At 72.0% G+C, this 12,990-nt stretch carries 9 protein-coding genes; 4 read left to right on the forward strand and 5 right to left on the reverse strand.

Annotation, left to right across the window (positions count from 1 at the left end; translation table 11 throughout):
- Positions 1-650 precede the first annotated feature (650 nt).
- On the forward strand, positions 651-1,406 hold the full coding sequence (locus tag BM339_RS45085) for a hypothetical protein (protein ID WP_177287928.1): 756 nt from the start codon (positions 651-653) through the stop codon (positions 1,404-1,406).
- Here the strand turns inward: BM339_RS45085 and BM339_RS45090 are convergent.
- Both BM339_RS45090 and trxA read right to left on the reverse strand, forming a co-directional pair.
- Positions 1,344-2,195 (reverse strand): putative RNA methyltransferase, encoded by an 852-nt coding sequence (locus BM339_RS45090; RefSeq protein ID WP_256255845.1) that lies wholly within the window; start codon positions 2,193-2,195, stop codon positions 1,344-1,346. The two genes, BM339_RS45085 and BM339_RS45090, sit on opposite strands and share 63 nt — an antisense overlap.
- Positions 2,196-2,293: 98 nt before the next feature.
- Entirely contained in the window at positions 2,294-2,647 is a 354-nt protein-coding gene (gene trxA, locus BM339_RS45095) for a thioredoxin (protein ID WP_021598928.1), read from the reverse strand.
- Between the two features lie 130 nt (positions 2,648-2,777).
- Between trxA and BM339_RS45100 the strand changes: the two genes are divergently transcribed.
- Positions 2,778-3,773, forward strand: coding sequence for a sigma-70 family RNA polymerase sigma factor (locus BM339_RS45100; protein WP_256255846.1), 996 nt, complete (start codon positions 2,778-2,780; stop codon positions 3,771-3,773).
- A gap of 125 nt (positions 3,774-3,898) precedes the next feature.
- The gene (locus BM339_RS45105) at positions 3,899-5,248 is read left to right on the forward strand and encodes a class II 3-deoxy-7-phosphoheptulonate synthase (RefSeq protein ID WP_075024830.1); all 1,350 of its coding nucleotides are present in this window, start codon (positions 3,899-3,901) and stop codon (positions 5,246-5,248) included.
- Positions 5,249-5,349: 101 nt separating this feature from the next.
- Here BM339_RS45105 and BM339_RS45110 read toward each other — a convergent pair whose 3' ends face one another.
- Genes BM339_RS45110 through BM339_RS45120 form a run of 3 tightly spaced genes read right to left on the reverse strand, consistent with a single transcriptional unit; the run spans position 5,350 to position 8,394 of the window.
- Positions 5,350-5,718, reverse strand: coding sequence for an ATP-binding protein (locus BM339_RS45110; RefSeq protein WP_033333276.1), 369 nt, complete (start codon positions 5,716-5,718; stop codon positions 5,350-5,352).
- A 44-nt stretch (positions 5,719-5,762) separates the two neighbouring features.
- A complete protein-coding gene (locus tag BM339_RS45115) occupies positions 5,763-6,101 on the reverse strand; it encodes an STAS domain-containing protein (protein WP_024936128.1) in 339 nt (112 codons plus the stop codon).
- A 31-nt stretch (positions 6,102-6,132) separates the two neighbouring features.
- Positions 6,133-8,394, reverse strand: coding sequence for a SpoIIE family protein phosphatase (locus BM339_RS45120; RefSeq protein ID WP_075024831.1), 2,262 nt, complete (start codon positions 8,392-8,394; stop codon positions 6,133-6,135).
- A gap of 334 nt (positions 8,395-8,728) precedes the next feature.
- Between BM339_RS45120 and BM339_RS45125 the strand changes: the two genes are divergently transcribed.
- A complete protein-coding gene (locus BM339_RS45125) occupies positions 8,729-12,970 on the forward strand; it encodes a HAMP domain-containing protein (RefSeq protein WP_075024832.1) in 4,242 nt (1,413 codons plus the stop codon).
- The last annotated feature ends 20 nt before the right edge of the window (positions 12,971-12,990 follow it).

A 12,990-nucleotide genomic window follows, 5' to 3' on the forward strand; every position in this document is an offset into this window, starting at 1 on the left:
GACGGTCACGGGGCGGTCCAGCCACAACAGGCCGAACCGATAAAGGCACTGGCTTTTAACACGCTGTTGAGTTCTCAAGAAACGGACACCCACCGCGCCGAACACCGCTCTCACGGTCCCGACTCCGGGGCAACCCTTCTAACTTACCTGGTTCGTTCCCGTTGTCAAGCGGATCGGCGAAGATCTTTTCGACGGTTCGAGGACGTTCCAGACCCCCACGCGACGACACACCCCCAGGCCGAAGACCTGGCGAGATCGTTTCGTAGGGAGTGCCCTGCGGGCCGGCCACCTCGCGGCGTCCTGCATCCTGTTCCGGGCGGTTTCACCATCGTACAACAGCCCGAGCGAAGCTCGAACCATTTTCGATGGTGTGGTTCCCCTGGGCCGGCCGCCTTCCGGCGTCCCGCATCCCCTCGGGGCAGGAGAGACATTAAGGCGGCTCTCCGAGACCGTCAAATCCATCGCTCCGGCCACTCGGCGTTCTTGTCACCCGAGCACACCAAATGTCCCTTTGACCTCGTCTTTCACGCACTATGTGCGCCGGGTCACAGTGAGGTAGCGTGCGCAGACCCGCTTCCCGCGGCGGGCGACGCCACGGGACGGTGGTGGCTCCCGGCACGCCTGTCAGACCGAGGTCAGGAGGACACCTCGTGAATGTGCCCGTAGCCGTCCGCGCTTCGGCGGAGCGTCTGGTGGTCGCGGCGACGATGGGGCCCACCATCCATGACGTGCACGCCTGGCGATTCCGAGTCGTGCCCGGCCAGATCGAGGTGCACGCCGACCCGGACAGGTTCCGGCCCATGCACGACCCCGCAGGACGGGGCCTGCACCTGAGCAGCGGCGCGGCGCTCGTGAACCTGCGCCTGGCTGCCGCCCAGCTCGGTCATGAGGCCGTGGTTCGCCTGCTTCCAGACGCGGGACGTCCCACGGTGCTCGCGTCTGCGCGGCTCGCCGGGCGCCACCGGGTGACCCGCGAGGAGCGGCTCCTCTACGCCGCGACCCTCCGCCCATTCCTCACGGACCGTCCTGCCGCGGGGACCCGGCCGCCCCTCCCACTCGTCAGCGAGCTGGGCGGTGAGGCCAGGCTGGAAGGGGCGACGCTTCATCCGCTCCCGCCCGCCCCCGGCTCGGTGGGGCAGCGGGCCGTGCTGACGACCCAAGGCGACTCCCCCGCCGAGTGGCTCCGTGCCGGCCAGGCGCTCCAGCGGCTCCTGCTGAGCGGAACGGCCCGCGGGGTCTCCACGTCCTTCATGTACGAAACGGTCGACGTGCCTGGGGCGGAGGACGTCGCAGAGCCCGGCGAGGTGCCGCAGGTGCTTCTGGAGATCACGCAGGACGTCCGCCTATTCGAGGCGCCGGTACGTCGACAGGACGAACGACAGGGGCGTCGGCAACGGGTCCGGTAGCCGTTCCAGCCGATCTTCCAGCAGACCTGCCGGGACGTGGTGCGCGCTCGGCCCCATCCCCACGAGCGTGGCCGCCTCGGCCCGGGTGAGGACGGCCTCGGTCTCGATCTCCTCGCGGGAGTCGAGCTTGAAGTATCCGGCGAGCGCCGCGTCCATGCGCTCGGTCTTGCGCTCGTCGATCGAGAGCAGGCCCAGCGGCCCCACCAGCGTGCCGAGATGCCGTGGCGACGGTGTCACCGTGATGAGCAGCCCGTCGTCTATGAGGACCCTGTGGAACTCGGCCGCGTTGCGGGGCGCGAAGACGTTGACGACGGTCCCGGCGGCACCGTCCCGGACGGGAAGCGGGCGCCAGAGGTCCGCGACGACCGCGCCGCTCCGCGGATGCGCCCTGGCGGCCCGGCGGGCGGCGTGCTTGGAGATGTCCACCGCGAGGCCCACGGCGTCCGGTGATCTGTCGAGTATCCGGCTCAGGTAGTGCCCTGTGCCGGCGCCCGCGTCGAGGACGAGCGATGGCCGCGCCGCGGCGACCCCCCACGCGAGCCGCTCCGCCAGCATCGTGAAGTGCCCGGCGTTCAGGAACTCTTCCCGCGCGCGCACCATGTCCGCTGTGTCGGCTGTTCCCGGCCGGGCGTTGCCGGGCAGGAGGTTGGCGTATCCCTGTCGGGCGATGTCGAACGAATGCCGGGCGGAGCAGCGGAGTCCGCGGCCGGCCAGTTCGAGGTCGGCTCCGCACACGGGGCAGACCAGGTGTGGGACGACATCGGCGAGCATCCGTCCATCATCGTCCATGCGGGACGCGGAAGGGGCGGCACCGTCCGGTTCTTTGCCGACCCGCCGCCCGCGCGCCCGCTGCGCGTCCCGTTCCCGCAATCCGCGGGCGAGGACGGTCAGGTGTCCGCGCGCCGGCGGACGTCCTCCATGTCCAGGGCGCGGACCTGCTCGATCACGTTCTCCAGGACGCCCTCGGGCACCGCGCCCGGCTCGGCGAAGACGATCATGCCGTCGCGGATCGCCATGAGGGTCGGGATCGATTGGATCCCGAACCGCTGGGACAGCTCCGGCTCGGCGTCGGTGTCGACCTTGCCGAAGGTGATGTCCTCGTGCTTGCCCGCCGACTTCTCGTACACGGGCGCGAACCTCTTGCACGGACCGCACCACTCCGCCCAGAAGTCGACCAGCACGATCCCGTCGGCCTGAGCCACCTGGTCGAAGTTCTCGGCGGTGAGTGTGACCGTCGCCATGTCGCATTCTCCTCAGTCGGGGTATCAGGACCTAGAGCGGCTTGCCGTCTCGCAGTATTCCCGACCTGGGAATCACAGAGCGGTAATTAGCGTTGTCCCCCTAGGGAGATCGCACCGGAGAAGGGTCAGGATGGCTGCAACCCGTACCAAGGGCGACAGGGTCGACGTCCCCGAGAAGGATCTCGTCGGGGCATACCTCGACCGGATCGGCCGTACCCCCCTGCTCGACGCGCAGGCGGAGGTCGATCTGGCCAAGGCGATCGAAGGGGGCCTGTACGCCGAACAGCTTCTCGAGGAGGGCAGGGTGCCGGAGGGCGCCTCCCGCGAGGAGCTGGTCGCGGCGGGGCTGCGCGCGAAGCAGCGCTTCGTCGAGGCCAACCTGCGGCTGGTCGTCTCGATCGCCCGGAAGTATCCGACCGATTCGTTGCCCCTCATCGACCTCATTCAGGAGGGGAACCTGGGGCTGATGCGCGCGGTGGAGAAGTTCGACTACCGCCGCGGCTTCAAGTTCTCCACGTACGCGACATGGTGGATCAGGCAGGCGATCGGCCGCGGGCTCAGCCACACCGCCCGCACCATCCGGTTGCCCGTCCACGTCGAGGAGGAGCTCTCCCGGCTGCGGCGCGCGGAGCGCCAGCTCGGCCGCGAGCTCGGCAGGGAGCCGACCCGCGAGGAGCTCGCCGGGACGCTCGGCGCCGACGCCGAGCACGTGGACGAGCTGCTGCGCTGGCGGCGGGACCCGGCGAGCCTGGACGCGACCGTCGACGACGCCGGTGAGACGCCGATGGGCGACCTGCTGGAGGATCCGGACGCCGTCACCCCGGAGTCGGAGATCCTCGCGCTGGACGACATCGAGGGTCTCGGGCGGCTGCTCGACCGGCTCCCGGAACGCGAGTCCGCGATCCTGCGCGCCCGGTTCGGGATGGACAGCGGCCAGCCCCTGTCGTACGCGCAGATCGGCGCGCGGTACGGCCTGAGCCACAACCGCGTGCGGCAGATCACCGACCGGTCGCTGCGCCGGCTGCGGCAGCTGGCGAACGAGGCGGACACGGGCGGCCGCCCGACGCTGACCGCCGAGCCCGGTATCGCGCGCCAGGCCGCCACCGCGGGCAGCCGCGCGGCCTGAACCGCCCCTCCCACTCCTGAGCCGAACCGGGCGGCCCCGAAAGCGGGGCCGCCCGGCCGTGTCTCCGGGGGTCGGCTGGTGGATTCGGCGTCTTCGCGGGGCGGACCGTGCCATAGCCTTTTCACGTGAGTACATCCGCCGTCACCGGGGAGCTCGACGCCTGGCGCGCCCTCCCCGCCCACCAGCAGCCCGAATGGGACGGTCCAGACGAGGTCCGGAAGGTCGCCGTGGAACTGGCGTCCCAGCCGCCGCTCGTCTTCGCCGGCGAGTGCGACCAGCTGAAAGCGCAGCTCGCGGACGTCGCACGCGGCGAGGCGTTCGTCCTGCAGGGCGGCGACTGCGCGGAGACGTTCGAGGGGTCGACCGCCGACGCGGTGAAGAACAAGCTCAAGACGCTGCTGCAGATGGCGGTCGTGCTCACCTACGCGGCGAGCGTCCCGGTCGTGAAGATCGGCCGGATGGCGGGGCAGTACGCGAAGCCGCGGTCCAAGCCCGTGGAGGTCCGCGGGGGCGTGGAGCTGCCCGCCTACCGGGGCGACGCGGTGAACGGGTTCGGGTTCGACGCCGCGTCCCGCCGCAACGACCCGCGCCGCCTGCTGAAGGCCTACCACTGCTCGGCGGTGACGCTGAACCTGTGCCGGGCGTTCACCAAGGGCGGCTACGCCGACCTGCGGCAGGTGCACGCCTGGAACCGCGACTTCGTCCAGCAGAGCCCGGCGGGCCGCCGTTACGAGCGGCTGGCCGGCGAGATCGACCGGGCGCTGACGTTCATGAAGGCGTGCGGGGCGAACCCCGACGAGTTCCACGGGGTGGAGTTCTACTCCAGCCACGAGGCGCTGCTGCTGGAGTACGAGCGGGCGCTGACCCGCATCGACCACCTCAGCGGCCATCCGTACGACGTGTCCGCGCACTTCCTGTGGATCGGCGAGCGGACCCGCCAGCTGGACGGCGCGCACGTGGAGTTCCTGCGGCACATCCGGAACCCGATCGGAGTGAAGCTCGGCCCGACGACCTCGCCGGACGACGCGATAGCGCTGCTGGAGCGGCTGAACCCCGACCACGAGCCGGGCCGGCTCACGTTCATCACCCGGATGGGCGCCGGCCGGATCCGGGACGCGCTGCCGCCGCTGATCGACAAGGTCCGCCAGACCGGCGCGCCGGTCGCGTGGATCTGCGACCCGATGCACGGCAACACGTTCGAGGCGCCGAGCGGGCACAAGACGCGGCGGCTGGACGACGTGCTGGACGAGGTGGCCGGGTTCTTCGAGGTGCACCGCGCCCTCGGCACGCACCCGGGCGGCATCCACATCGAGTTCACCGGCGACGACGTCACCGAGTGCGTCGGCGGCGGGGACGGTCTCGCTGAGGACGACCTGCACCAGCGCTACGAGACGGCCTGCGACCCGCGCCTCAACCGCGGCCAGTCGCTGGACCTCGCCTTCATGGTCGCCGAGCTGTACCGCAAGTCCGCCTGACCGCCTCACGGCGGGGCGCGCCTGCCGACCGTCGCCGGGCACGGTCGGCGGGCACGGTCCCTAGGAGATCTTGCCGGGGGCCGGTGCAGCCGGGGGTCTCGTCAGATGTCGACCTCGGCCCAGACGACCTTGCCGCCGGTCACCGGGTCCGCGCCCCACGAGTTGGCGAACCGGTCGACGATGAACAGGCCGCGATGAGATTCGTCCAGGGGGCCGGGGACGGTCAGCCGGGGCAGCTGGGCCGCGCGGTCGCGGACCTCGACGCGGATCCGGCCGGTACCGCGCAGCAGCCGCAGCTCCAGGGCCGTGCCGGCGTGCCGGACGGCGTTGGCGACGAGCTCCGCGACGATGGCGGTGACGAGCTCCTCGCGGTCCATGAGCGCCCAGGTGCGCATGGTGCGGGCGGCGAGGCGCCGCGCGTACTCGACGGCCTCCGTCTGGGGCGCCGCGCGCAGTGTGGTCTCGGTCATCGGGTCGGTCACTCCGCCCGCTCGCCGTTCTTCATCGGTTCCCCTCACCGCCCATCGGCCGAAGCCTCCTCCGCCGGGCCCTCGATCAGGAACCGGTCGAGGCCTGTGGTCCGCAGCACGTTCTCGACCCGGCCGTAGGCGCCGGTGACGGTGAGCGTGGCGTTCTGCGCACGGGCGTGCTTGTACGCCCTGACGAGGACGTTCAGGCCGGAGGAGTCACAGAAGTCGACCGCCGCGAGGTCGACGACCACCGCCCGCTCGCCGGCGTCCACGAGCTCGGTCAGCCGGGCGCGCAGTTCGTCGGAGGAGTGCAGGTCGATGGAGCCGCGCGCGGCGATCGTCGCGCGGCCGTCCTGTCGTGTCGTGTGCAAGGCAAGCCCCACGCCACCCCACCTTACCGATTGTTGGTCTCCATCATGACGCCCGCAGAACGATGAGGGCAATGTCGTCGTTCGACGGCTCGGGGCCGAAGTCGCGGACCGCGCGCTGGATACGGGCGGCCACGGCGCCCGCGCTCAGACCGGTGCATCCGGCCAGCAGCTTCTCCAGCCCGTGCCCGTCGCCGAGCAGGCGGTTGCCCGAGCGCCGTTCGGTGACACCGTCGGTGACGCAGAGCAGGACCTCGCCGCGGCGCAGGTCGACCGTGTCGGTGTGGAAGTCCACGCCGTCGAAGACGCCCAGCAGCGGCTGGGGCGAGGCGGCCTCGCGCACACCGCCCTCCGGGTCGAGCACCAGCGGGGGCGGGTGCCCCGCGCTCGTCAGCTTGATGGTCACGCCGTCGCGGCGCCGCCGGGACGCGATCTCGCCGTGCAGCAGGGTGAGCAGCCGGCCGCGCTCGCCCTCGCCGAGGATGAGCCGGTTGAGGCGGGTCAGGACGGCCGGGACGGACATGTCCTCGGCGGCGAGGATGCGCAGCGCGTGCCGGGCGAGGCCGGTGACGGCGGCGGCCTCCGGGCCGGTGCCGCACACGCCGCCGATGGCGAACCGCCAGCGGGACGCGGGGGCCGGGCCGCCCGGCCGCAGGCCGCTCTCGAAGACGTCGTAGAAGTCTCCGCCGACCTCGCTGCCCTCCCCGGCCGGCTCGTACACCACCGCGACCTCCAGGCCGGGGATCTCGGGGATGGCGGGCGGCAGCAGGCTGCGCTGCAGCGCGCTGCTCATGGCGGTCTGGGCGGAGAACAGGCGGGCGTTGTCGACGGCGAGGGCGGCGCGGCGGCTCAGCTCCTCGGCCAGCTCGACCGCGCTGCGGGGGAAGCGGTCACCGGACGGGCGGCCGATGACGATGGTGCCGATGCGGCGGCCCCGGGCGATCAGCGGGAACGCGTAGACCTGGTCGGAGGCGGTGTCGCCGGCGGCGGCCCGGACGTCCTCGGCGGCGGTGGCGAGCCCGTTCCAGGGCCCGGGGGTGTCGGTCGGCGGGGCCGCGCCCGCGTGCTCGAGGAGCTCGCGGAGGCCGTCGGCGCGGTTCTCGTCGGCGTGCCACACGTAGGCGAGCCGGTCGGGCTCGGCCTCGGTGACGGTGTAGACGGCGCACCAGGTGGCCAGGCGCGGGACGACGAGCTGGGCGACCAGCGCCATCGTGCGCTCCTGGTCGAGCGTCCCGGCGAGCAGGTCGCTGGCCTCGGCGACGAAGCTGAGCCAGCCGCGCCAGGACCGTTCCAACTCCCCCACCCTGGCCTTCTCCAGGGAGAGCGACATCTCGTCGGCGAGCCGGCCGAGCCGGACGCCGTCGGCCTCGTCGAAGCGGCCGGAGACCGACGAGACGGCCACGATCAGGCCGGTCAGCCGGCCCTGGGACTCCAGCGGCGCGGCGGCCAGCGACGGGGCCCGCAGCGCCTCCGCGGTCGGATCGGCGGCGTCGGCGGCCACCCAGGCCGAGCCGGCGCGGGCGGCGGGGCCGAGGGTGCCGACCGACAGCTCGCCAAGCGGCATCTCCGCGGCCGTCCCGGCGGACGACCCCATGATCAGCCGCCCGTCGCGCTCGGTCAGCAGGACGGCGGCCCCCTCGGCGCCGAGGATCTCCCGGACGGTGGCGACGCCGTCCTCCATGGCCTCGATGGCGGCCGGGGAGCGCAGCAGCCGGTCGCCCGCGACGGGCATCTCGCTCGCGCCGCCGACCAGCCTGCTCTCGCGGCCCTGGGCGGGGCCGGCGCCCTCCCGCGCGGTGTCGGCGCCGTCGGCGGTCTCCCGCGCGCCGCCGTCACGCCCGGCGCGCTCGCGCCGCGGGAGGCCGGCGGCGATGCCGGTGGTGAGGGCCGCCTCCCCCGACCCGGGTTCCGGCGGCGCCGCGACGTCGGCGGCGCCCGGCCGGGGAAGCCGGAACCAGACTCCCTTGGTGCGTCGGTCGTAGGAGACGCCCCAGGACGTGGCGAGCCGGGAGATCGACGGGAGCCCGCGCCCGCTGGAGGCGGTGACGCCCGGCATCTCGATGCCGCGGGTGGGATGGCGGTCGCGGACCTCGATCTCCACGCTCCCGCCCTCCAGGCGGCAGGAGACCTCGAAGGACGTGCCGGCGTAGGCGATGGCGTTGGTGGCGAGCTCGCTCGTGGCGAGGACGGCGTCGTCCGCGACCTCGTCCATGCCCCAGTCGGCCAGCACCTTCCGGACGAACCGGCGCGCGTCCGCCACCGCCGCGGCGGCGGACGGGAAGGTGGCCGACGCCGTCTGCCGATCCAACTGTCGTCCCTCGTTCGAAGCGTCTCTACCCGGGCCTGGCTATCGTGACAGACTGGTCGGCCGCCCGGCCACGAGTGCCGGGAACCGGGCCGTGCGATGCGTCCGGCCTCGGTGTTCGCGACCCCGCCACAACACGACAGACCGTAACACGAAGGCTACAGGGCAGGATGCACGGTCAATGCCGCGCGACGGCCCGCGCGACGGCCGCCCGGCGTCGGAGGGGGGTTCCGCCGCCGTGCGGAGACGTAGAGTACAAGGGCGGCCGGACAGGCCCTGGAGCAGGAGTCCGTGTCACCCGGATGACCAACGATCGCGGGCCAGGAGGATGAAGAGAATGCCGCGTACCGCGTCACGTGCCCGCCCCGGAGGCGGGTACCGCGACACCACCCCGCGTTACAGCGACGCGGACCTCGAACCGCTCCTGAGGGCGCTGATCGCCGTCCGGGACGGCAAGGCGAGGTCGGAGCTGGACGTGCCGGGCGAGGGCGCCGTCGCGGAGGCCGCGGCGGTGCTGGAGGAGATCCGGCAGAACGGCATGGAGCTGGCCTCGGGCCTGGCCCGCGTGCGCCGGGAGATCGGCCGGGAGGGGCAGCTCCGGGGGCGGCTGACGCCGGGGACCCTGCGCGGCACCTGGGTGACCGCGGTGGAGGACGCCAACGCGATCATCGACAAGCTCACCGATCTCGCCACCGGGATGAGCCAGGTGGTGGAGGCGGTGGCGGCCGGCGACCTGAGCCAGCGGGTCGAGCTGCGGGTGCGCGGCCGGCCGATGCGCGGCGAGCTGCTGCGCATGGCCAAGTCGGTCAACGGCATGGTGGAGCTGCTCGACCAGTTCACCTGGGAGGTCACCCAGTTCGCCCGGGAGGTCGGGACGGAGGGCCGGCTCGGCGGGCAGGCCCCGGCGCGCGGCATGACGGGCCGGTGGCGGGACGTGACCGCGTCGGTGAACGTGATGGCGGCGCGGCTGACGTCGCAGGTCCGCGACATCGCGGAGGTCACCACGGCGGTCGCCGAGGGCGACCTGACCCGCAAGGTCACGGTGGAGGCGACCGGTGAGCTGCAGGAGCTGAAGCTCACCGTGAACACGATGGTCGACCAGCTGTCGGCGTTCGCCGACGAGGTGACCCGCGTCGCCCGCGAGGTCGGCACCGAGGGGCAGCTGGGCGGGCAGGCCAACGTGCCCGGTGTCAGCGGCGTCTGGAAGAACCTGACCGACAACGTCAACGCGATGGCGAACAACCTGACCTACCAGGTACGCAACATCGCCCAGGTCACCACCGCCGTCGCCGAGGGCGACCTCGGCAAGAAGATCACGGTCGACGCGCAGGGCGAGATCCTGCAGCTCAAGGACACCGTGAACACGATGGTCGACACGCTCTTGGCGTTCGCCGACGAGGTGACCCGCGTCGCCCGCGAGGTCGGCACCGAGGGCCGCCTCGGCGGCCAGGCCAACGTGCCGGGCGTGAGCGGCGTGTGGAAGGACCTGACCAACAACGTCAACGGGATGGCGTCCAACCTGACGTTCCAGGTCCGCAACATCGCGCAGGTCACCACCGCGGTCGCCGAGGGCGACCTCGGCAAGAAGATCACGGTGGACGCGCAGGGCGAGATCCTGGAGCTGAAGGACACCGTCAACTCCATGGTGGACACGCTGTCGGCGTTCGCGTCCGAGGTGACCCGCGTCGCCCGCGAGGTCGGCACCGAAGGGCGCCTCGGCGGCCAGGCGATCGTGCCGGGCGCCGGCGGCGTCTGGCTCGACCTGACCGACAACGTCAACTCGATGGCCAACAACCTGACGAATCAGGTGCGCGGCATCGCGCAGGTGACCACGGCGGTGGCCCAGGGCGACCTGACCCGCAAGATCGAGGTCGACGCGCAGGGCGAGATCCTTCAGCTCAAGGACACCCTGAACACGATGGTCGACACCCTGTCGGCGTTCGCCGACGAGGTCAGCCGGGTGGCCCGCGAGGTCGGCACCGAGGGCCGGCTCGGCGGCCAGGCCCGGGTGCCCGGCGCGGGCGGCATGTGGAAGGACCTGACCGACAACGTCAACGGGATGGCGTCCAACCTGACCTACCAGGTCCGCAACATCGCCCAGGTCGCGACCGCGGTCGCGCACGGCGACCTGACGCGGCGCATCGACGTGGACGCGCAGGGCGAGATCCTGGAGCTGAAGACCACGCTGAACACGATGGTCGACACGCTGTCGTCGTTCGCGTCCGAAGTCACCCGTGTCGCCCGCGAGGTCGGCATCGAGGGCCGGCTCGGCGGCCAGGCCGAGGTCGAGGGCGTGTCCGGCACCTGGAAGCGGCTGACCGAGAGCGTCAACGAGCTGGCCGGGAACCTGACCACCCAGGTCCGCGCGATCGGCGAGGTCGCGAGCGCGGTCGCCACCGGCGACCTGACCCGGACGATCACCGTGGAGGCGCGCGGCGAGGTCGCCGAGCTGTCCGACAACGTCAACCTGATGGTGGCGACGCTGCGCGAGACGACCCGCGCCAACGAGGAGCAGGACTGGCTCAAGACCAACCTGGCGCGGATCGGCGGCCTCATGCAGGGCCACCGCGACCTGATGCAGGTCGCGGAGCTGATCATGCGGGAGCTGACGCCGACCGCGAGCGCCCAGTACGGCGCCTTCTATCTGGCGGAGAACTCCGGCGAGGAGACCGACCTGGTGCTGATCGCCGGGTACGGGACGCGGCGGCACCGCGGCGGCCACATCCGGTTCGGGCTGGGCGAGGGCCTGGTCGGGCAGGCGGCGCAGGAGCGCCGGCCGCTGCTGATCGCCGACGCGCCCACCGACTACGTCAAGCTCGGGTCCGGCCTCGGCGAGGCGTCCCCGGTCAACATCATCGTGCTGCCGATCGTCTTCGAGGACGAGGTGCTCGGCGCGATCGAGCTGGCCTCGTTCGGCCGCTTCACCGACGTCCACCTGGCGTTCTTCAGCCAGCTGATCGAGACGATCGGGGTCACGCTCAACGCGATCCGCGCCAACACCCGGACCGAGGCGCTGCTCGGCGAGTCGCAGCGGCTCGCGCAGGAGTTGCAGGAGCGGTCGGACGAGCTGCAGCGCCAGCAGGGAGAGCTGCGGCACTCCAACACCGAGCTGGAGGAGAAGGCGGCGCTGCTGGCCCAGCAGAACCGCGCGATCGAGATCCAGAACTTCCAGATCGAGCAGGCCAGGCGGACGCTGGAGGAGCGCGCCGAGCAACTGGCGATCTCCTCGCGGTACAAGTCGGAGTTCCTGGCCAACATGTCGCACGAGCTGCGCACGCCGCTGAACAGCCTGCTGGTGCTGGCCAAGCTGCTGTCGGAGAACCAGGACGGCAACCTCACCGACAAGCAGGTGGAGTTCGCGCGGACCATCCACGAGTCCGGCACCGACCTGCTGGAGCTGATCAACGACATCCTGGACCTGGCCAAGGTCGAGGCCGGGAAGATGGAGGCGCACCCGCAGCACCTGACGGTCTCCGCGCTGGTCGACTACGTGGACGCGACGTTCCGGCCGCTGTCGGTCGACAAGGGCCTGCAGTTCGGCGTGGAGGTCGCGCCGGACGTCCCCGCCACCCTGAACACCGACGAGCAGCGGCTGCAGCAGGTGCTGCGGAACCTGCTGTCGAACGCGGTGAAGTTCACCGCTGAGGGCGAGGTGCGGCTGCTGATCGAGCGGGCCGGCGACATCGACTTCACGCTGCCCGCGCTGTGGAACACCCCCGATGTGATCGCGTTCCGGGTGATCGACACCGGGATCGGGGTGAGCGCCGACAAGCTCCAGGAGATCTTCGAGCCGTTCCAGCAGGCCGACGGGACCACGAGCCGCCGCTACGGCGGCACCGGCCTCGGGCTGTCGATCAGCCGGAACATCGCGCGGCTGCTGGGCGGGGAGATCCACGCCGAGAGCCAGCCGGGCCGCGGCAGCGTGTTCACGCTGTACCTGCCCGCGCAGTACAGCGACCGGGACGGACGGCGCCGCGCGGCGCTGCCGGACGAGCCGGCCGCGGCGGACGCGGTGCCGGGTCTGGCCGCCGGCGGCGGCAACGGCGGGGTGGCCGGGCCTGGGCCCGTCGCCGCCGTGGAGCAAGGGCGGACGGCGGAGCAGCGCCCGCCGGCCGGGGACCGTCCCGGCGAGGAGGAGCCGGCGCTGAGCAGGCTGCTGGAGGAGCCGCCCGCCGAGTTCCTCGACACGGCCCTGTCGGGCCGCAAGGTCCTGATCGTCGACGACGACGTGCGGAACGTGTTCGCGCTCACCAGCGTGCTGGAGGGGTACGGCATGGAGGTCCTGTACGCCGAGGACGGGCAGGCCGGGATCGAGGTCCTGCACCGGAACCCGGACGTGGCGGTGGTCCTGATGGACGTCATGATGCCGGGCCTGGACGGCTACGCCACGACGGCCGCGATCAGGGAGATGCCGCAGTTCGCCGAGTTGCCGATCATCGTCATCACGGCCAAGGTGATGAAGGGCGATCGGGAGAAGAGCCTCGCCTCTGGCGCGTCGGACTATGTGCCGAAGCCCGTTGACGTGGACCATCTCCTTGACGTCATGAGGAACTGGCTGCAACCCTCCATCGTCCGCTGAGGGAGAGGAGACGCCCGGCA

This window comes from Actinomadura madurae (assembly GCF_900115095.1).
GTDB lineage: Bacteria > Actinomycetota > Actinomycetes > Streptosporangiales > Streptosporangiaceae > Spirillospora > Spirillospora madurae.

What these genes read in the sequence shown, in the direction of transcription:
- trxA (WP_021598928.1), bottom strand. Translation starts at nt 2,647, where the DNA reads ATGGCGACGGTCACACTCACCGCCGAGAACTTCGACCAGGTGGCTCAG.
- BM339_RS45090 (WP_256255845.1), bottom strand. Translation starts at nt 2,195, where the DNA reads ATGGACGATGATGGACGGATGCTCGCCGATGTCGTCCCACACCTGGTC.
- BM339_RS45100 (WP_256255846.1), top strand. Translation starts at nt 2,778, where the DNA reads ATGGCTGCAACCCGTACCAAGGGCGACAGGGTCGACGTCCCCGAGAAG.
- BM339_RS45125 (WP_075024832.1), top strand. Translation starts at nt 8,729, where the DNA reads ATGCCGCGTACCGCGTCACGTGCCCGCCCCGGAGGCGGGTACCGCGAC.
- BM339_RS45110 (WP_033333276.1), bottom strand. Translation starts at nt 5,718, where the DNA reads ATGACCGAGACCACACTGCGCGCGGCGCCCCAGACGGAGGCCGTCGAG.